This window comes from Aeromicrobium sp. CF3.5 (assembly GCF_051262695.1).
In the GTDB taxonomy this organism is placed as follows: Bacteria; Actinomycetota; Actinomycetes; order Propionibacteriales; family Nocardioidaceae; genus Aeromicrobium.
Map to the genome: position 1 here is coordinate 69208 of NZ_JBIMEZ010000001.1, position 20261 is coordinate 89468.

Sequence of the window (20261 nt, forward strand, 5' to 3'; positions counted from 1 at the left end):
GCCACGGTCACTCCCGCTGCCCTTCGTCCGACGTGGGTGGAGTGCCCGCGAGAGAGTCGCGCAGCACGCGGTGCACGTGCTCGAACGCGGCCGGGTGCTCGGCGACGTCCAGGTCATCCAACGATTCGGTCGTCCGAAGTGCCTCATCCACGCGGGAATCACCCGTGGACACCGACACGTCGCCCTGGTCGCTGTGCGCGTCCTCCGCAGGAGACTGACTCATGCGTCCAGTGTCCCACCCGGTGCGACGTCGCGGCCGGAGCCGTCCCGCATCGACCACGCCAGCGCGACGGCGGCGCGCAGGGTCCGGGTCGTGTGGATTCCCGTGTCGTCGTCCCGTTCGGCGTGGTCGAGGGCCTGCACCACGTCGTCGGAGTCCACCTCGACAGTGACTGTGCCGCAGGTGGCCGTGTCGCCGACGACGTGCACCGGCTCGTGCTCGTGGCCCAGTCCACGCAGGTCGTGGCTGACGAAGTCGGGCCGGTGCCCGGGTGGGGTGGCGAAGATGTCCGAGAGCGTGCTGACTCCGGTCAGGACGACCATGCTGGCGACGCCGGCGTTGATCGCGCCGTCGATGTCGGTGTCGAGCCGATCGCCCACCATGAGCGGACGGTCAGCGCCGAGCCGAGCGAGGGTCACTTCGAACAGTGGACGCTCCGGCTTGCCGGCCACCACCGGCCGGCGGCCCGTGGCGGTGGCCACGGCCTGGACCAGGGCGCCGTTGCCCGGAGCCACTCCTCGAGGGGTCGGGATGGTCAGATCGGTGTTGCTGGCGTACCACGGCAGCCCGGTGGCCACGGCGTACGAGGCCTCGGCCAGGTCGCGCCACCCCAGATCTGCGTGGAACCCCTGCACCACGGCGACGGGCCCGTCATCGAGGGACTCCACACACCGCAGCCCACACTCCTCCAGCGGACGACGAAGGCCCGGACCACCGATCACGAGAACAGCCGACCCCTGCGGCAGGTCCGCAGCCATGAGACGCGCCACCGCCTGGGCTGACGTCACCACGTCGGAATCGGCCAGGGCGGGAAGGTCCAGCTCGCGCAGGTGCTGTGCGATGTCCGTGGCCGGTCGTGAGGCGTTGTTGGTGAGGTAGGCCAGTCGGGCCCCGGCCTCCCGCGCCGATGACAAGGCGTCGACGACACCATCGATCACCTGCGGCCCGAGGTACACCACACCGTCGAGGTCGAGCATCACGAGATCGTGCTGGTTCTCCAAGGGTCCGCTCGAGACGTCGAGATCGGTCGCAGGACTCATGCAGTGAGGTTATCGACGCGCGGACTCAAGCGTCGTGACCGAGGTCAGATCAACTGTGACACGACTGATCGGACCGGCCGCACCGCGCGAGAACTGGCGACGCAGCGTGCCGTGCACCTGGACGACATCACCGGGCGACAGACGAGCCACGCGCCGCCGCAACCGAACAGTCCAGGCACTGCACTCAAAGGTGTCGACCAGCTGCTTGGAACGACGACGTGCGGCCGCGGACCGGTCGACGATGATGCGGATCGAGACGACCTCGTCTCCGCTGGGCAACGTACGCGACTGTGGGAGTGCCGACACGCGGCCGACCAGCTCCACACGATTTAGGTGGCGAAACACGGACTCACTCATGGAACCACTGTCGCCGCACGTCGAGCACGGCGAACTCGCCGATGATCGGCCTGTGGACAGACCGACGCTCACGTCGGCCTGTGGATCTTCAGGCCCCGAGCTCCTTGAGACGATCGGCGGCATCGGTGAAGGACTCGTTGTCGACGGCCACCGTGCGGTGGAACCACTCGAGCGCCTCCTCGGTGCGGCCGGCGTCCAGCAGCGCATCGGCGTAGGCGTAGCGCAGTCGGGCCACCCAGGGTGCTCGACTGGGCGTGTGTAGTGCTTCTGTCTCCAGCAGCCGTACAGCAGCTTCGGGTTGACCGAGATCGCGCCTGGCCCCGGCCACCACGATCGACAGCTCGACACCTCCGGCATCGTCGAGCTTCATGCGCAGCTCAGGCGTGTCGTAGGCGATGGCCTTCTCGGGACGGCGCAGTGCTCGCTCGCAGTCGGCCATCATGGCCGCGTACATCTGATTGCCCGACATGCGCCGTGCGGCGCGGAACTCCGACAGAGCCTCCGTCCACTTGCCAGCGGAATAGGCCGTCTCGCCGCACGCCTCGCGCACCAGGGCCGAGCGCGTCGCTCGAGCCCGCGCCGCCAACGCGTGCTTGTAGGCCTGTTCGGGATCCTCGACCATCAACAGACCCGCCATCACGAGGTGCCTGGCGACCTTGTCGGCCAGCTTCTCGGGCAGGCCCTGCAGCTGCTGCCTGGCGTACTTGTCCAGGTCGCTGGCGCTGATGTCGTCCGGAATGGGCGGACCGTCGTAGATCTGCTGCTCAGCGGTGCGCTCCTCAGGTGTGGGGCGTCGACGCGAGTCGGGGCGCCCTCGACCACCGGTCGGGCGATCACCCCGGCCACGATCATCGCGGCCTCGGTCGTCACGCCGACGGTCGTCGCGGCCACGATCATCACGACCTCGACCGCTGCCTCCCCGGTCGTCTCGGCCGGCCGGCTTGCCGTCACGCCCGCCGCTGCCTCGCCCTGATGCTGGCGGGCGACCGCCGTCGCGGCGATTGCTCGATCCGCCCCCACGGGGCCTGTTCGACTCAGCCATCAGGCAGGTCCTTTCGTGTCAGTGCCCCACACGCTGCCATCGCGGCAGTCGCAGGGGAAATGCAGCGAGGCCGCTCCCGAAGGAGCGGCCTCGCGCAAATGATTGTCCGGCGACGTCCTACTCTCCCACACCGTCTCCAGTGCAGTACCATCGGCGCAAAGAGGCTTGACTTCCGGGTTCGGAATGTAGCCGGGTATTTCCCTCTTGCCATGGTCGCCGAAACTCTATGGAGATATCAAAAGCCGTTCCTCTCAGACGGAGCCGACGAATTCGTCGAACCCCACCTGAGGAGAGGCCCTTAGGCCTCGAACAGGCTCCCGACCGTATCTCGGGAACCTCACAGTGGACGCGCGGTAATCTTTGTAAGAAACAAGCCCTCGGCCTATTAGTACCGGTCAGCTCCATGCATTGCTGCACTTCTACTTCCGGCCTATCAACCCAGTGGTCTGCTGGGGGCCTTACCTGGTAAACCAGTGAGAAACCTCATCTTGGAACGTGCTTCCCGCTTAGATGCTTTCAGCGGTTATCACTTCCGAACGTAGCTAATCAGCGGTGCTCTTGGCAGAACAACTGACACACCAGAGGTTCGTCCATCCCGGTCCTCTCGTACTAGGGACAGCCTTCCTCAAGTTTCTTACGCGCGCGGCGGATAGGGACCGAACTGTCTCACGACGTTCTAAACCCAGCTCGCGTGCCGCTTTAATGGGCGAACAGCCCAACCCTTGGGACCTGCTACGGCCCCAGGATGCGACGAGCCGACATCGAGGTGCCAAACCATCCCGTCGATATGGACTCTTGGGGAAGATCAGCCTGTTATCCCCGGGGTACCTTTTATCCGTTGAGCGACGCCGCTTCCACAAGCCAGCGCCGGGTCACTAGTCCCGACTTTCGTCCCTGCTCGAGTTGTCACTCTCACAGTCAAGCTCCCTTGTGCACTTACACTCGAAACCTGATTGCCAACCAGGCTGAGGGAACCTTTGGGCGCCTCCGTTACTTTTTGGGAGGCAACCGCCCCAGTTAAACTACCCATCAGGCACTGTCCCTGATCCGGATAACGGACCTAGGTTAGATATCTAGTTCAGCCAGAGTGGTATTTCAACGATGACTCCACATGAACTGGCGTCCACGCTTCACAGTCTCCCACCTATCCTACACAAGATGAACCAAACACCAATACCAAACTATAGTAAAGGTCCCGGGGTCTTTCCGTCCTGCCGCGCGTAACGAGCATCTTTACTCGTACTGCAATTTCGCCGAGTCCATGGTTGAGACAGCGCCCAAGTCGTTACTCCATTCGTGCAGGTCGGAACTTACCCGACAAGGAATTTCGCTACCTTAGGATGGTTATAGTTACCACCGCCGTTTACTGGGGCTTAAGTTCTGTGCTTCGCTTGCGCTGACACGTCCCCTTAACCTTCCAGCACCGGGCAGGAGTCAGTCCGTATACGGCGTCTTTCGACTTAGCACGGACCTGTGTTTTTAGTAAACAGTCGCTTGGGCCTGGTCTCTGCGGCCTTCATCGCTTCGTGAGGCAAGCTCACTAACAAATCCGGCCCCCCTTCTCCCGAAGTTACGGGGGCATTTTGCCGAGTTCCTTAACCATGGTTCACTCGATCACCTTAGTATTCTCTACTTGACCACCTGAGTCGGTTTGGGGTACGGGCGGCTCAGAACCTCGCTAGATGCTTTTCTCGGCAGCATGGGATCACTCACTTCGACTAAAACGTCTCGCCATCAGATCTCAGACATGTAGATGGCGGATTTGCCTACCATCAGTCCTACTTCCTTGGCCGCGGACTACCATCGCCGCGGTTGAGCTACCCTCCTGCGTCACACCATTGCTTGCCTACTACTGGTTCGGGTCGTGCGCTCTGCCTCTCCATGCCCTCCGAAGAGGACTTAAGGAAAGGTTTCGGGCACTTAGCATCACCAGATTCAGCATGGGCGGTTCAGTGCCGGTACGGGAATATCAGCCCGTTGTCCATCGACTACGCCTGTCGGCCTCGCCTTAGGTCCCGACTTACCCAGGGAAGATTAGCTTGACCCTGGAACCCTTGGTCATTCGGTGGAGGAGTTTCTCACTCCTCATTCGCTACTCATGCCTGCATTCTCACTCGTGTGGCGTCCACGGCTGGTTCACACCGCCGCTTCACTCGCCACACGACGCTCCCCTACCGATCCATACGCCTGGACAACAGTCGAAACTGCCATCGGGCTATTGCATGAATCCCATAGCTTCGGTGGATCACTTGAGCCCCGCTAAATTGTCGGCGCGGAATTACTTGACCAGTGAGCTATTACGCACTCTTTAAAGGGTGGCTGCTTCTAAGCCAACCTCCTGGTTGTCTGTGCGACTCCACATCCTTTTCCACTTAGTGATCTCTTTGGGACCTTAGCTGATGGTCTGGGCTGTTTCCCTCTCGACTATGAAGCTTATCCCCCACAGTCTCACTGCTGCGCTCTCACTTACCGGCATTCGGAGTTTGGTTGAATTCAGTAAGCTTGTAGGCCCCCTAGTCCATCCAGTGCTCTACCTCCGGCAAGAAACACGCAACGCTGCACCTAAATGCATTTCGGGGAGAACCAGCTATCACGGAGTTTGATTGGCCTTTCACCCCTATCCACAGGTCATCCCCCCAGTTTTTAACCTAGGTGGGTTCGGTCCTCCACGCGGTCTTACCCGCGCTTCAACCTGCCCATGGATAGATCACTCCGCTTCGGGTCTAGATGGTGCAACTCAGGCGCCCTATTCGGACTCGCTTTCGCTACGGCTACGGCTCTCGCCTTAACCTCGCTACACCACGCTAACTCGCAGGCTCATTCTTCAAAAGGCACGCCGTCACAGTTCACAAGGAACTGCTCCGACGGATTGTATGCACATGGTTTCAGGTACTATTTCACTCCCCTCACGGGGTACTTTTCACCTTTCCCTCACGGTACTTGTCCGCTATCGGTCATCGAGGAGTATTTAGGCTTAACGGGTGGTCCCGCCAGATTCACACCGAATTTCAGGGGTTCGGTGTTACTCGGGGTGACAGAAAAGAGCCATGAGCTTACGTGTACGGGGATATCACCCTCTATGTCGCGACTTTCCAGTCGGCTTCCACTTCACTCATGGTTTATAACTCTTTGCTGATTCGGCAGAATCAACGATCTGGCCCCACAACCCCCCAGGTACAACGCCTGCCGGCTATCACATACAAGGGGTTTAGCCTAGGTCCGGTTTCGCTCGCCACTACTACCGGAATCACGGTTGTTTTCTCTTCCTGTGGGTACTGAGATGTTTCACTTCCCCACGTTCCCTCCTGCTGCCCTATGTGTTCAGACAGAGGTACCTGGACTTTACTCCAGGTGGGTTTCCCCATTCGGACATCCCCGGATCACAGGTTGGTTGTCACCTTCCCGGGGCTTTTCGCAGACTCCAACGTCCTTCATCGGCTCTCGATGCCAAGGCATCCACCATGTGCACTTAGTAGCTTGTTATTACTACAAAGATGCTCGCGTCCACTGTGAAGTTCTCAAAATACGGGCGGTCCCATGCTCATGCTCCCGGCGACGGGAGTGGTGCATGGTCCGAGAGATCAAGTAACTGATCCCTCAGGACCCAACAGTGTGCCTGAAGCGAGACTTCCCATCAACTGCGGTTCCGTCCTCCGAAGAGGTGTACTGACAATATCTGAGTCATCTCGCACCAAATAATCGACGATCCACTAGTGAGCTGGCCTGCGTACGAACATTCGCCGTACAAACAAGCCAATGGACAACCTCATCTTGCGATGGGCTGCCAAGTGCTCCTTAGAAAGGAGGTGATCCAGCCGCACCTTCCGGTACGGCTACCTTGTTACGACTTCGTCCCAATCGCCAGCCCCACCTTCGACGGCTCCCTCCCACAAGGGGTTAGGCCACCGGCTTCGGGTGTTGCCGACTTTCATGACGTGACGGGCGGTGTGTACAAGGCCCGGGAACGTATTCACCGCAGCGTTGCTGATCTGCGATTACTAGCGACTCCGACTTCATGGGGTCGAGTTGCAGACCCCAATCCGAACTGAGACCGGCTTTTTGGGATTCGCTCCACCTTGCGGTTTCGCAGCCCTTTGTACCGGCCATTGTAGCATGCTTGAAGCCCTGGACATAAGGGGCATGAAGACTTGACGTCATCCCCACCTTCCTCCGAGTTGACCCCGGCAGTCTCCTATGAGTCCCCACCATTACGTGCTGGCAACATAGAACGAGGGTTGCGCTCGTTGCGGGACTTAACCCAACATCTCACGACACGAGCTGACGACAGCCATGCACCACCTGTATACCGACCACAAGGGGGGCTACATCTCTGCAGCTTTCCGGTATATGTCAAACCCAGGTAAGGTTCTTCGCGTTGCATCGAATTAATCAGCATGCTCCGCCGCTTGTGCGGGCCCCCGTCAATTCCTTTGAGTTTTAGCCTTGCGGCCGTACTCCCCAGGCGGGGCGCTTAATGCGTTAGCTGCGGCACGGAGACCGTGGAAGGTCCCCACACCTAGCGCCCAACGTTTACGGCATGGACTACCAGGGTATCTAATCCTGTTCGCTCCCCATGCTTTCGCTCCTCAGCGTCAGGTAATGCCCAGAGAACCGCCTTCGCCACCGGTGTTCCTCCTGATATCTGCGCATTCCACCGCTACACCAGGAATTCCGTTCTCCCCTGCATACCTCTAGTCTGCCCGTATCGGAAGCACGCTCAGGGTTGAGCCCTGAGTTTTCACTCCCGACGCGACAAACCGCCTACGAGCCCTTTACGCCCAATAATTCCGGACAACGCTCGGACCCTACGTATTACCGCGGCTGCTGGCACGTAGTTGGCCGGTCCTTCTTCTGCGGGTACCGTCACTTTCGCTTCGTCCCCGCTGAAAGAGGTTTACAACCCGAAGGCCGTCATCCCTCACGCGGCGTTGCTGGATCAGGCTTTCGCCCATTGTCCAATATTCCCCACTGCTGCCTCCCGTAGGAGTCTGGGCCGTGTCTCAGTCCCAGTGTGGCCGGTCACCCTCTCAGGCCGGCTACCCGTCAATGCCTTGGTGAGCCATTACCTCACCAACAAGCTGATAGGCCGCGAGCTCATCCTTCTCCGCCGGAGCTTTCCACCTCCGATCATGTGAAAGGAGGTCATATTCGGCATTAGACGCAGTTTCCCGCGCTTATTCCAAAGAGAAGGGCAGATTGCTCACGTGTTACTCACCCGTTCGCCGCTCGTGTACTCCCGAAGGAGCCTTACCGCTCGACTTGCATGTGTTAAGCACGCCGCCAGCGTTCGTCCTGAGCCAGGATCAAACTCTCCGTTGAAAGTGCAGGCTCAAGGCCTGCTCAACTTCAGTTGATCCCGACAAACTATTTGCTGACAAATAAATTGTCGGAATTGATTACCATCGAGATCAGCGAGCCGAAGCTCACTGACGGGTCTCGACGGGGTATTACTAATTAATCTCGTCGACTTTTGGCACACTGTTGAGTTCTCAAGGATCAGACGCACACCTCAGCTTGAGCCTTGCGGCCGGCTGCTTCGGGGCAACTCGTCTAACTTACACGGTTCGTTTTCACCGGTCAAACCCGGGTCGGTCACCGTGCGCATCCCCCGTTGTCAGCGATCCGTATCCGGAAGAAAACTTCCTGGCGTTGATCGTTTCGGTCGAGATGGATGCCAGCCCGAGCGACCTGCCTTTCGGCCTTTCGCTCCGCCGTGCTGTGCAACAAGAAGAACATTACGGATGCGATTCGCCGCCGTCAAATCCGTGCCCTGTGGCGGCCGTCACATTGGCTTGCGCTCTCCGAATTTGCCTGAAACGACGGTCAGAAGTTTCTCGCCTGTTGGGTTGCCACGCACACGCCGGACACCGACCGTTTGCCCTTGCGCAACACGGCCCACGAGCCGTGCAGAAGTAGTTCTCCCTGCAACCGCAGATCTGGATCGGTGACCCGCTCGTTGTTGAGGTACGCGCCGCCTTCCGCGACCGCTCGACGGGCCGCGGAACGACTGGGCGCCAGCCCGGATGCGACGAGCGCATCAACGATGCTCGGCGCCTCGTCGACATCGACGGCACCCGCTTCGCGCAGCGCAGCAACGAGCACGTCCTCGGGGAGGTCGATGAGCTCGGCTCGCCCAAAGAGTGCCTGAGCGGCCAGCTCGGCACTCGCGGTCTGGTCGGCCCCGTGCACGAGCGTGGTCATCTCCGCGGCCAGGCGTCGTTGTGCGAGCCGAAGTCCGGGCTTTTGCTCGTGCTCGATCATGAGTGCCTCGATCTCGGCGACCGGCACGAAGGTGAACTGCAGCAGGTACTCGCCCACCTTGGCGTCCTCCGCCTGGATCCACGACTGGTGGAAGGCATAGGGACTCGTGCGTTCGGGGTCCAGCCAGACCGTTCCGCTCTCGGTCTTGCCGAACTTGGTGCCGTCTGCCTTGGTCACCAACGGGGTCGCGAGGGCGTGCACCTTGGCACCCTCTGCCCGTCGGATCAGCTCGACACCGGCCGTGATGTTGCCCCACTGGTCACTGCCCCCGGTCTGCAGGATGCAGCCGTGTCGACGGTGCAGCTCCAGGTAGTCCATCGACTGAAGCAGCACGTAACTGAACTCGGTGTAGCTGATGCCGGACTCGAGTCGGCTGCTGACGACATCGCGAGCCAGCATCCGATTGACCGGGAAGTGCTTCCCGATGTCGCGCAGGAAGTCGATCGTGCTCAGTCCTTGCGTCCAGTCGAGGTTGTTGACCATGACGGCACCGTGGGGACCGTCGAAGTCCACGAACGCGGCCACCTGGCTCTGGATCCGTTCCACCCACGCCGCCACGGTGTCGGTCGAGTTCATCACTCGCTCCCCCGCCTCCTTGGGGTCGCCGATCAGGCCCGTGGAACCCCCGACCAGCATCAACGGCCGATGGCCGGCCAGCTGCAGTCGGCGCGCCGTGAGGATCTGCAACAGGTTGCCGATGTGCAGGCTGGGCGCGGTCGGGTCGAAGCCCACGTAGTACGTGATCGGCCCCTCGTCGAGTGCCGCTCTGAGTGCGTCGGCGTCGGTCGAGTGCGCGATCAGACTGCGCTTTTCCAGGTCGTCGAGGACATGAGTCACACCGGCGACCTTATCGGTCGCCCCCTCGATCGGTGACGCGTCTCAGGTCAGGGCTTGACCGCCACGACGGGGACCTGGGAGTCCAGCAGGATGGACTGGGCGACGCTGCCCATGAGCATCTTGCCCACCGGGCTGCGGGGCCGAACACCGATGACGAGCAGCGACGCTCCGGCTTGCTCCACCTCGAACAGCACGGCGTCGGAGACGTTCTCGCCGGTGACCTGTCGAACCTCGAGGGCCACACCATCGGCCTTGAGTGCCTCGGTCAAGTCCTGGATGTGGTCGCCGCGCGCATGGCCACCGTCAAGACGCGGATCTGCGCGATTGACATTGACGATCAGCAGCGTGTCGTGCTGGGTGCGAGCATGAGCGGCGGCCCAAGCCAGAGCGGCACGACCGTATTCGTCAGGGCGGCAGGCAACAGCGATTGTCATGACAAGACCATAGTCCTTCTGAGTTCTTTTGCAGAAAGGAATGACCCCGGACGGCCCGGCGTTGACCCCGCTATGAGTGCCCCTGTGAAGGTCGACATCTGGTCCGACATCGCCTGCCCCTGGTGCTTCGTGGGCAAGCGTCGCTTCGAGCGGGCTGTCGCCGCATTCGCCGATGACGGCGGGGAGGTCGAGATCGAGTTCCACTCCTACGAGCTCTCCCCCAGTACTCCGGTCGAGTTCGCCGGTCGGTCCGAGGAGTTCCTGGCTCAGCACCTGCGAGTCCCGGTCGAACAGGCCCGGCAGATGAATGCACAGATGACAGATCTGGCCGCCGCCGAAGGGTTGTCGTACGACTTCGATGCGCTCCAGCACACCAACACGGTGCTGGCCCACCAGCTGCTGCACTTCGCCAAGGCGCACGGACGCCAGCTGGACCTGAAGGAACGCCTCTTGGCCGCGTACTTCGAGCAGGGCCGACACGTCGGCCGGATCGCCGATCTGGCCGACCTGGCGGCCGAGATCGGCCTGGACCGCGACGAAGCGGTGCAGGCACTGACCGATCAGACCTATGCCGCTGACGTCGAGGCCGACCGTGACCAGGCCGTCGAGTACGGCATCGGCGGAGTTCCGTCCTACGTGCTCGACGGCCGCTTCGCCGTCTCAGGAGCTCAGGAACCAGCCGTGTTCGAACAGGCCCTGCGCAAGGCCGCCGGTTCGGTGTCGTCATGACGCGTCCGCTCGAGATGGTCGGCCCCGGCGCGCCCGTGTGCGAGGACGGCGTGTGCGCCGTCTCGGCTGAGCCTGCGGAGAGTTCCACCATGGGTGGCGCGACGGTCGCTCAGTCGATGCCCCACTCGGAACGGAACTGATCCGGTCCCAGCTCGATCAGATCGATGCGGACCTGCTCGAGGAGGGCCAGCGACACCGTGGGTGGCCCACCCGCCACCCGTAACTCCTCGGCCGAGTCGCTGCGGCGTCGGACCACCACGTCGGCAGCGCTGGTCAGCTCCAGCAGTCCGCCGGTCATGGCGCACCACAGGTCCAGTGCCGAGCACACCACGCGACCGACCAGCCCGCGCGGTGGCGGCTCGAGAGCCGACGTGTAGACCTCATCGGCTGTCGTCGGTTCGTATGTGGCGGTCATGAGGCCAGCGTAGGTGCGCCTGGCCCACATCGCCTGCCCTCAGATCAATTGGCTCAGGGCGCGCGCGGACTGCGGCGGTACGCCGAGACGGTGGGGTCATCCGTGACCCAGAACCGCCACGCCACGTCCGCGGCCCGCGAGACCCCGACCCGTGGACCGGCGGTGATCGTGGGCCGCACCTCGGGGGCCGGGCCGAGCGTCACTCCCCCGGGTTCGCCCACCGGTGTGCCCAGGTCATCGCCGGTGATGCCCAGCGCCCGTGCGAGGTTGCCCGGTCCGCGCGCGAGCTGGCGGTTCGCGACGTCGCCGCGACGCTCGCGGGCCAGCTCGACGCCCGACACCACTGCGCCCGCGCGAATCAGGACTGCGGCGGCCTGCTCGGTGGGGCCGGTCACCACGTTGGCGCACCAGTGCATGCCGTAGGAGCGATACACGTACAGGTGCCAGGGCGGCCCGTACATGGGCTCGGAACGCCGAGTCCGGGTGAACGCGTGCGACGCCGGGTCGTCGACACCCCCGTAGGCCTCGACCTCGGTGATGCGGACTGCCACCCCGTGACCGGTGAAGATGCGCCCGAGCAACGACGTGGCTCGCACCTGCACCGGACCCTCGGCGGTCATCGGCCCTCAGTACCTCAGCTGACCGACTCGATACGGACCTCGTTGACGGGGGCTGTTCCGTCGGGGCCCGTGCCCTCGGCGCCGATGTCCTCGGCGATCTTCAGGCCCGCGTCGTCGACGGTGCCGAACACCGTGTACAGCGGATCGAGCTGTGCACCCTCGAGCACGATGAAGAACTGCGACCCGTTCGTGTCAGGGCCTGAGTTGGCCATCGCGAGCGTGCCCGCCGGGTAGGTCTCGGACCCGGTGACCTCGTCGGCGAAGGCGTACCCGGGGCCGCCGGTTCCGGTGGCCGTCGGATCGCCGCACTGGAGCACGAAGTTGGGGACCACCCGGTGGCACACGGTGTCGTCGAAGAAGCCCTGCTCGGCCAGCGACACGAAGGAGTTGACCGCGCACGGGGCGGCGTCGGGGGTCAGGGCGACCTTGATGTCCCCGCGGTTGGTGGCGATCGTCAGCTCATCTCCACCCGCCGGTTCGCTGGGAGGCAGATCGACCGGCTTGGCGCCGTCGCCGGTCTCGGTGTACTGACAGCCGCTCGGTTCGGCCGCTGCCGGCTCCTCCTCGTCGGATCCACACGCGGCGAGGGCGAAGGTCATCAGGGCAGCGGCAGGCAGGGCCAGCAGTCGTGTTCGCATGCGACCGAGAGTATCGATGGCACCATGACGGTGTGAACGTGACCGTGCTCTGGACGGCGGAGCCGGAACGACTGCGGCAGATGACCCTCGCTGCGGCGGCCGACATCACCGGGGTCGACCTCGAAGACCTGCGTCTCGTCCGCGCCTGTCCGCAGTGCGGCAGCGCGTCGCACGGGCGTCCGATCGTGCTGGGTGGCCCCACCGTTCACGTGAGTCTGAGCCGTTGCCACGACCGCGGCGTGTCTGTGCTCGCTGCGGAGGGGCCTGTGGGAGTCGACGTCGAGCCGGTGCGGCCGCCGGCTGGCCTCACTCCGCGTCGGGTCGCGCACTGGGTTCGGGTCGAGGCCCTGCTGAAGCTGACCGGAGACGGCCTCACCGTGGATCCAGAGGCTGTCGACACCGCCGATGTGGCCGGCCTCCATCGGGTCCGACAGTGGCCAGCCGGGTCCGCTCGGCCCGGGGCCTTCGCACTGGACCTCGACGTGGGACCCCATCATGTCGCGGCGATCGCTCTGCCGGACCGCGGCCAGAGTCGCAGCGACGTCAGTCTCCGATGGGCAGCGTCGGAAGCCTGACGTCCTCGGTCCAGTGCCGCACGATGTCGGCGGCGTCCTGACCCAGACGGTCCGCGACCAGAGCCAGGAAGTCCTCGGTCGTCACCGATCCGTGGCGGTGCTCGGTCACCCAGGCTCTGAGCAGTGCGAAGAACGCCTCGTCACCCACGGCGCGTCGCACGGCGTGCAGCGTCAGAGCACCCCGCTTGTAGAGGCGGTCGTCGAACATCAGTTCCGGCCCGGGATCGCCGACCAGGAGGTCGGCCGGCTTCTGGGCGAGGGCCCGCGCGTGGTGGTCGACCTGCTCGGCGGTCGTGGGGCCACCGCTGGCCTCAGACCACAACCACTCGCAGTAGCAGGCGAAGCCCTCGTGCAGCCAGAGGTCCTGCCAGCGCCGCAGGGTGAGGCTGTTGCCGAACCACTGGTGCGACATCTCGTGCGCGATCAGCCGCTGGGCCTCCCAGTCGTCGCTGACGTGGTTGATCCCGAAGATCGAGAGGCTCTGGGCCTCCAGCGGGATCTCCAGCTCGTCGTCGGTGATGACGGCCGAGTAGGCCTCGAACGGGTAGGGGCCGAAGGCCTCGGAGAAGAAGGCGATCATCTCGGTCTGGCGCCCGAAGGCGCGCTCGGCAGCCTCGATGTTCGAGGACGTGGCGTAGACCCGAACCGGGACACGCAGCACGACGTCCTCGGAGACCTCGTAGCGACCGATCTGCAGCGTGGCGAGGTACGTGGCCATCGGCGCCTTCTCCCGCCACACCCAGGTCGTGGCGCCGGCGCGGCGGCGTGGCCTGGACTCCAGCTCGCCGTTCGCGACGACCCGGTAGTCGTTGGGGGCGGTGACGCTGAAGCGATACAGCGCCTTGTCGTCGGGACGGTCGTTGCACGGGAACCACGACGGTGCACCGTGCGGCTGCGAAGCCACGATCAGACCGTCGGTCAGCTCCTCCCACCCGGCATCACCGTCGAGCCCGGCCATCGGCCTCGGCGATCCGGAGTACTGCACGACGACCTCGCAGCGCTCCCCCGCGGCCACCAGACGGCCGAGGCGCACGAGCACCTTGTGCTGGCGCTGGGTGTACTTGGCCGCAGTGCCGTCGACCTTGAGCCGCTGCACCCGGAGGTGGGACAGGTCGAGAGCGAACCGGTCGAGATCCTCCAGCGCCACGATCGAGAGCGTGGCCCTGGCTGTCAGGCCGTTGTTCTCCAGCGTGCAGCTGAGCTCGAGGTCGTACGACTCGACGGCGTAGGTGGGGTCACCGTGACCGGGGACGTAGCGCGGATCGGCCGCGGGAACGGACAGCGGGTTCATGGGGTGACGTGCTCCTTGCTGGGGTCTGCGGCTCCGGCCCACGGGCCGATGGGGTTACCGATCCACCGCGTCTTGTGCGGGACGACCTCGCCGCGCATGACCAACGACATGGGGCCGATCGTGGCGTGACGCCCCAGGCTCGAGGCGGGCAGCACGACACTGTGCGGCCCCAGGGTGGCCCCCGTCCGCAGCGTGACGGTGTCCATGCTCAGTATCCGATCATGGAACAGGTGGGTCTGCACCACGCACCCACGGCCGACCGTGCTGCCGTCACGCAGCTCGATCAGATCCGGTTCAGGCAGCCAGTAGGTCTCGCACCACACGCCGCGACCGATGCGCGCGCCCATCGAGCGCAGCCACGACGTCAGGATCGGGGTGCCGACCACGGAGCGGGCGAACCACGGCGCCGCCACGACCTCGACGAAGGTGTCGGCCAGCTCGTTGCGCCACACGAACCCACTCCACAGCGGATGGTCCTCGGCGCGCACCCGACCCACCAGGAGCCACTTGGCGGCGCTCGAGATCGCCGCGGCCAGAGCTCCCGCCAGGACGAGCACAGGTCCCGCCACCAGCGCCGCGAGCCACCAGCTGTGGTCAGCTGCAGCGAGGATGCCTGCCGCGCTGCCGACGGCGAGAGCTGCGGACACGACGAGGGGCGCGATGCGTGCTGCCTCGACCGCTGCGCGAGCCCACCTCAGTCGGGTCGGTGGCTCAAAGGTGCGAGAGGTGTCCGCATCGGATGCAGATCGGGGCAGCCTGGCCGGCGGACTGCCGATCCACGAGGTGCCGGCCTTGGCCTTGGCCCGTCGCGGCGCCGCCGACAGCACGGCGACCAACCCGTCCCTGGGCACCTTGCGGCCCGGCGCGGTCATGCCAGAGTTCCCGACGAAGGCATGACGACCGATCTTGACCCGCTCGATCCGCAGCCACCCACCTCCGAGCTCGTACATGCCCAACATCGTGTCGTCGGCCAGGAAGGCACCCTGGTTGACGACCGTCAGCTTCGGCAGCATCAGCACGGTCGAGGCCTCGACGTCGGGTCCGATGCGGGCACCCAGACACCTCAGCCAGACGGACGTCAGCGAGCTGGAGTACAACGGGAAGAGCCAGGTGCGGGCTTCGTCGAGCACCCGCAGGATGGTCCATGCCTGCCAGGCTCGGCGACCGTGCACCGGGTGCACCCCGCTGACCAGGCCGATGGACTGCACACGCACGACCGCCAGCACGAGGGCGCACAGCGTCACGAACCCGACCAGGACGATCAGCGGTAGCGCGACCAGCACGTGGCCGGCGGTCGAGACGACGTCTGCTCCGAGGTCGACGAACGGCAGGGCGGCGGTGAATCCGGCCAGCACGGCCAGGACCGGCAGCACGGCGATGGCGGGGCCGCTCACCGCATAGGCCACCTGCCACGAGGTGCGACGCGGGGCGAGGTCCTCGGCGGCCGGCCCGCGGGTCGTGCCGAAATGCACGGCGGGAGCGCCGGACCAGTACTCGTCGGCACGCACATGACCGAACACCACCGAGCCCGGAGCGACCTCGGCCCGCTTGCCGATCCGCGCTCCCCCGGCCAGCATGGTGCGCGCCCCGACGCGGGCGTCGGCGCCGATGTGCACGTGGCCCAGATGCAGCGTGTTGCCGTCGACCCAGTAGCCCGAGAGGTCGACCTCCGGCTCGATCGCGGCACGCTGGCCGATCGTGAGCATGCCGGTCACCGGTGGGACGGTGTGCAGATCGACACCCCGGCCGACGTCACCGCCCAGGAGGCGGGCGTACCAGGTCATGACCGCCACACCGGACAGCGAGGCCGCCCCGAGCTCGTCGGCGATGCGTTCGGCCAACCACAGTCGCAGGTGGACCTTTCCACCGCGGGGGTGCTCCCCCGGTTCCACCCCGTGCAGCAGAACGCGTGCCGCCCCGGCGGCCAGCAGCATGCGTCCGGGCGCGAACACCAGCAGCGCCAGCCCCACGACGATCCACACGGGGTGGGGTGCCGGTAGATCGCTGAACGGGTCCGTGGTGGAGAGCACGGCGGTGAGGACTGCGAGCCAGGTGGCCCACCGCAGCCCGCCAAGGCCCCGCAGTGCCACGCTGGCGACGACCTGACCGGTCTGCGTCTTCAGGGGCACCGGACGCACTGACTCGTTGGTCGGCCCGCTGCCCGTTCCGAGCCGCTCGACCGCCGTGGCGAGATCGACGAGGCGCGGGTGCTCGTAGACGTCGGCGACCGTGAGGTCGGGGCACTCCGAGCGCAGCTCTGCAACGAGCTGGGCGGCGGTGAGACTCCCGCCCCCGAGTGCGAAGAAGTCGTCGGTCGGCGAGGTCGCCGGTGAGCCGAGCAACCTGCGCCAGGACTCACTGATGCGGGCCGCCGTGCCCGTGATCTCGTCGGGGGCAGCCCGATCGGTCTCGCTCGCGGGGATGGGCCACGGCAGTGCGTCGCGGTCGATCTTGCCCGACGTGCGGGTGGGCAGGGTCGCGACCACGGCGAGCCGCGGCACCATCGCCGCTGGCATCGCGGCCCGCAGCCGAGCTGCGGCCGCTCCGGCGTCGAAGTCCGACTCGGTGCTGACGTAGCCGATCAGGATCTTGTTGCCCGACTCGGTGGTGCGCACTGCGGTGGCAGCTGCCAGGACCCCCGGCAGCTGGAGGAGCGCCCCGTCGACCTCACCGAGCTCGATGCGCCGGCCGCCGATCTTGATCTGCTCGTCACCGCGACCCACGAACAGCAGGCCGGTTCCGTCGAAGACCACGCGGTCGCCGGACCGGTAGGCGCGATCCCATCCGAGGGTCGGCATGGGCGCGTAGGTGGCGGCGTCCTTCTCGGTGTCGAGGTAACGGGCCAGCCCGACACCGCCGATGATCAGCTGGCCCGGTTCACCCTGCGGCACGGGGTGGTCGTCGTCATCGACGACCGCGAGGTCCCAGCCGTCCAAGGGCATGCCGATGCGCACGGGCGGCTCGGTGGTCAGCTGTGCGCCACACGCGACCACGGTGGCCTCGGTCGGGCCGTACGTGTTCCAGACCTCGCGGCCCGGGCGGGCCAGTCGGGATCCGATCTCGGGCGGGCAGGCCTCGCCGCCGAGGATCAGCAGTCGCACGGCGTCCAACGCCTCGGCCGGCCACAGCGCGACGAGCGTCGGCACGGTGGACACGATCGTCACGGCGTTCGCCGTCATCCACGGGCCGAGGTCGGTGCCACTGCGCACCAGTGACCGCGGCGCGGGAACGAGGCAGGCGCCGTGGCGCCAGGCCAGCCACATCTCCTCGCAGGAGGCGTCGAACGCCACAGAGAGCCCAGCCATGACCCGATCCCCCGGGCCGATGGGTGCCTCGGTGAGGAACAGGCGCGACTCGGCGTCGACGAAGGCGGCCGCCGAGCGGTGCGAGACCGCGACGCCCTTGGGGGTGCCGGTGGAGCCGGAGGTGAAGATGACCCACACGTCGTCCTCGAGCCCGGGGACGGCACGGGCGACCGCAGGTGCGACGCCCCGTGGGGTGCAGACCAGGCCGGATCCGAGCACTGCTGCCACCTGGGCCTCGTCGAACACCACTCGTGCGCGAGCGTCCGGGTCGTCGGCATCGACCGGCACGTAGGCCGCCCCGGCCAGGATCGTGCCGAGGATCGCGACGTAGAGGTCGACCGTGCCGGACTCCACGCGGATGCCGACCCTCGACCCCGGGCCGACGCCTGTCGCGGCCAGATGGTCGGCCACCTCATCGGCCCGCTCGAGCAGGTCTCCGTAGGTGAGCACGACGGCGCCGTTGTCGATGGCGGGATCGTCGGGGAACCTGGCGGCGGTCTCCCGCAGGATGTCGACCATCGTCCGAGGCGAGGCAGCGAGGTTCGACCTCAGCAGCCGAACGTCGAGATCGTGATTCTCGGCCACCGGAACATCATGCCCGAGCCGCGTGAACGTGCGGTGAACGCACGTGACGCGACCGGATGGAGCGGATCTGTCGCAGGACGTTGGCATCGTGCCTGGGCTATCTTCGAGACATGCAAGCTCGGCTCGTCACCGTCGCCGCGGCACTCGCCGTGTCGACGGCGTCGGCCTGCTCGACCGACTGCCTGACAGCTCCCATCGGGTACGCGCCCACCTTCGACGGCGCCCGCGAGCTGCTCGGTGTCGAGGCCCCCCGGATCCTCGAGCTGGACGATCGACGGTCATTCACCGCCGTGCGCGACGGGAGTGCCGTCACGGTCTGCGAACCGGCGACCGTCGGATCGCCCGACGACCCCTGTGGTGAACCACCGGGCTTCACCACGTCGCGGGCATTCGCTCCCCTCGTGCTGAGTTCGGCCGACGTCGACGCGCTGGACACGGTCGTCGCCCAGATCAGAGCCGCACTGCCCGAACCGCCGTCGACCTGCTGATCAGTTCACCGCTAGTCCAACCGTGCACGCAGCTCGGTCAGCTGCTCGGCGACCCGGTCCGGCGCCGTGCCGCCGCGGGAGTCACGCGAGGCCAGGGAGCCCTGGACCGTCAGCACCTCGCGAACTCCCGGGGTCAGGAGCTCGGAGATGGCGGCGAAGTCGTCGTCGGACAGGTCCCACAGCTCGATGCCGCGCTGCTCGCACGCCTGCACGCAGGCACCGGACAGTTCGTGGGCGATGCGGAACGGCACTCCTTGGCGCACCAGCCATTCGGCGATGTCCGTGGCGAGCGCGAATCCCTGGGGCGCCAGTTCAGCCATGCGCTCGGTGTGGAAGGTGAGCGTGGCGACCATGCCGGTGAACGCCGGCAGCAGGACCTCGAGCGTGTCGATCGAGTCGAAGACCGGCTCCTTGTCCTCCTGCAGGTCGCGGTTGTAGGCCAGCGGCAGGGCCTTGAGCGTCGCCAGCAGGCCGGACAGGTTGCCGATGAGTCGGCCGGCCTTGCCGCGCGCCAGCTCGGCGATGTCAGGGTTCTTCTTCTGCGGCATGATGCTCGAGCCGGTGGAGTACCCGTCGTGCAGCGTGACGAAGTCGAACTCCTTGGTGTTCCAGATGATGATCTCCTCGGCGAGCCGGGAGATGTCGACGCCGATCTGGGCGGTGACGAAGGCGAACTCGGCCACGAAGTCGCGCGCCGCCGTGCCGTCGATGGAGTTGGGCGTGGAGTCGCTGAAGCCGAGATCGGCGGCCACCTTGCGCGGATCGAGCCCCAGCGAGGTTCCCGCAAGAGCACCTGACCCGTAGGGCGAGTCGGCACCGACTCGCTCGTCCCAGTCAGCGAGGCGGTCGAGATCGCGCACCAGCGGCCAGGCGTGCGCCATCAGGTGGTGCGACAGGAGCACCGGCTGCGCGTGCTGCAGGTGGGTGCGTCCCGGCATGGGGTCGCCGAGGTGGGCCTCCGCCTGGTCGGCGATCGCCGTGACCAGGTCACGCACGAGCCGGGCCAGCACGCGGGCGTGGTCGCGCAGGTAGACCTTGAACAGGGTGGCGACCTGGTCGTTGCGCGAGCGGCCGGCGCGCAGGCGACCGCCCAGCTCGGGCCCGAGACGCTCGATCAGGCCGCGCTCGAGCGCGCTGTGCACGTCCTCGTCGCCGGGAGCCGGCACGAAGTCACCGGCCTCGACGTCCCCGGCCAACGCGTCGATGCCCGCGATCAGGGCCACCAGGTCGTCGGGTCCCAGCAGCCCCGCGGCGGCCAGCACGTGGGCGTGGGCGCGCGAGCCGTCCAGGTCGTACGGCGCGAGACGCCAGTCGAAATGAGTCGAGCGCGAGAGCTCGATGAGCTCGGGCGAGGGGCCGGACGCGAAGCGGCCGCCCCAGAGGCCCGTCTTCTCGTGGCTGGTGTTGTCCGATGCGGAGGTCAC

Annotated in this window: 15 protein-coding genes and 3 rRNA genes; 3 read left to right on the top strand and 15 right to left on the bottom strand. The window is 65.6% G+C overall.

Annotated features, from left to right (window positions below; genetic code table 11):
• Positions 1–7 precede the first annotated feature (7 nt).
• The 9 genes from ACHAA3_RS00330 to ACHAA3_RS00370 form a co-directional block, all read right to left on the bottom strand.
• Positions 8–223 carry a hypothetical protein gene (locus tag ACHAA3_RS00330; RefSeq protein WP_435706934.1) on the bottom strand — a complete coding sequence of 72 codons (216 nt, stop codon included), beginning with the start codon at positions 221–223 and terminating at the stop codon, positions 8–10.
• Positions 220–1260 (bottom strand): HAD-IIA family hydrolase, encoded by a 1041-nt coding sequence (locus ACHAA3_RS00335; protein WP_435706935.1) that lies wholly within the window; start codon positions 1258–1260, stop codon positions 220–222. Before ACHAA3_RS00335 ends, ACHAA3_RS00330 begins: the two co-directional genes overlap by 4 nt.
• A 9-nt stretch (positions 1261–1269) precedes the next feature.
• Positions 1270–1617: a single-stranded DNA-binding protein gene (locus ACHAA3_RS00340; protein ID WP_435706936.1), complete on the bottom strand. Its 348-nt coding sequence runs from the start codon at positions 1615–1617 to the stop codon at positions 1270–1272.
• Between the two features lie 88 nt (positions 1618–1705).
• Positions 1706–2659, bottom strand: coding sequence for a tetratricopeptide repeat protein (locus ACHAA3_RS00345; protein WP_435706937.1), 954 nt, complete (start codon positions 2657–2659; stop codon positions 1706–1708).
• A 104-nt stretch (positions 2660–2763) separates the two neighbouring features.
• Positions 2764–2880 (bottom strand): 5S ribosomal RNA (gene rrf, locus ACHAA3_RS00350).
• Positions 2881–3024: 144 nt separating this feature from the next.
• A 23S ribosomal RNA gene (locus ACHAA3_RS00355) occupies positions 3025–6142 on the bottom strand.
• A gap of 316 nt (positions 6143–6458) precedes the next feature.
• A 16S ribosomal RNA gene (locus ACHAA3_RS00360) occupies positions 6459–7978 on the bottom strand.
• The 16S, 23S and 5S rRNA genes sit together here, the layout of an rRNA operon.
• 504 nt (positions 7979–8482) lie before the next feature.
• Positions 8483–9757, bottom strand: a complete 1275-nt coding sequence (gene tyrS / locus ACHAA3_RS00365) for a tyrosine--tRNA ligase (protein ID WP_435706938.1) — start codon at positions 9755–9757, stop codon at positions 8483–8485.
• Positions 9758–9804: 47 nt separating this feature from the next.
• Positions 9805–10191, bottom strand: coding sequence for a universal stress protein (locus ACHAA3_RS00370; protein WP_435706939.1), 387 nt, complete (start codon positions 10189–10191; stop codon positions 9805–9807).
• 72 nt (positions 10192–10263) lie between these two features.
• Here ACHAA3_RS00370 and ACHAA3_RS00375 point away from each other — a divergent pair, with 72 nt between their 5' ends.
• Complete coding sequence (locus ACHAA3_RS00375; protein WP_435706940.1) at positions 10264–10920, top strand: DsbA family oxidoreductase; 657 nt, start codon at positions 10264–10266, stop codon at positions 10918–10920.
• A 109-nt stretch (positions 10921–11029) separates the two neighbouring features.
• Here the strand turns inward: ACHAA3_RS00375 and ACHAA3_RS00380 are convergent, their stop codons facing one another.
• From ACHAA3_RS00380 to ACHAA3_RS00390, 3 genes are read right to left on the bottom strand one after another with little or no spacing between them, the layout of a single operon-like run.
• Positions 11030–11335 carry a hypothetical protein gene (locus ACHAA3_RS00380; protein ID WP_435706941.1) on the bottom strand — a complete coding sequence of 102 codons (306 nt, stop codon included), beginning with the start codon at positions 11333–11335 and terminating at the stop codon, positions 11030–11032.
• 53 nt (positions 11336–11388) lie between these two features.
• Positions 11389–11955: a DNA-3-methyladenine glycosylase gene (locus tag ACHAA3_RS00385; protein ID WP_435706942.1), complete on the bottom strand. Its 567-nt coding sequence runs from the start codon at positions 11953–11955 to the stop codon at positions 11389–11391.
• A gap of 14 nt (positions 11956–11969) precedes the next feature.
• Entirely contained in the window at positions 11970–12593 is a 624-nt protein-coding gene (locus ACHAA3_RS00390; RefSeq protein WP_435706943.1) for a peptidylprolyl isomerase, read from the bottom strand.
• A 38-nt stretch (positions 12594–12631) separates the two neighbouring features.
• On the opposite strand from ACHAA3_RS00390, the gene ACHAA3_RS00395 reads away from it, so the two are divergent.
• The gene (locus tag ACHAA3_RS00395; RefSeq protein ID WP_435706944.1) at positions 12632–13168 is read left to right on the top strand and encodes a 4'-phosphopantetheinyl transferase family protein; all 537 of its coding nucleotides are present in this window, start codon (positions 12632–12634) and stop codon (positions 13166–13168) included.
• Here the strand turns inward: ACHAA3_RS00395 and ACHAA3_RS00400 are convergent.
• Both ACHAA3_RS00400 and ACHAA3_RS00405 read right to left on the bottom strand, forming a co-directional pair.
• Positions 13137–14459, bottom strand: a complete 1323-nt coding sequence (locus ACHAA3_RS00400) for a M1 family metallopeptidase (RefSeq protein ID WP_435706945.1) — start codon at positions 14457–14459, stop codon at positions 13137–13139. The genes ACHAA3_RS00395 and ACHAA3_RS00400 overlap by 32 nt on opposite strands.
• A complete protein-coding gene (locus ACHAA3_RS00405) occupies positions 14456–18349 on the bottom strand; it encodes a Pls/PosA family non-ribosomal peptide synthetase (protein ID WP_435706946.1) in 3894 nt (1297 codons plus the stop codon). Before ACHAA3_RS00405 ends, ACHAA3_RS00400 begins: the two co-directional genes overlap by 4 nt.
• A 110-nt stretch (positions 18350–18459) precedes the next feature.
• Here ACHAA3_RS00405 and ACHAA3_RS00410 point away from each other — a divergent pair, with 110 nt between their 5' ends.
• Positions 18460–18837 carry a hypothetical protein gene (locus ACHAA3_RS00410; protein WP_435706947.1) on the top strand — a complete coding sequence of 126 codons (378 nt, stop codon included), beginning with the start codon at positions 18460–18462 and terminating at the stop codon, positions 18835–18837.
• A gap of 11 nt (positions 18838–18848) precedes the next feature.
• Here the strand turns inward: ACHAA3_RS00410 and argH are convergent, their stop codons facing one another.
• Positions 18849–20261, bottom strand: a complete 1413-nt coding sequence (argH, locus tag ACHAA3_RS00415) for an argininosuccinate lyase (protein ID WP_435706948.1) — start codon at positions 20259–20261, stop codon at positions 18849–18851.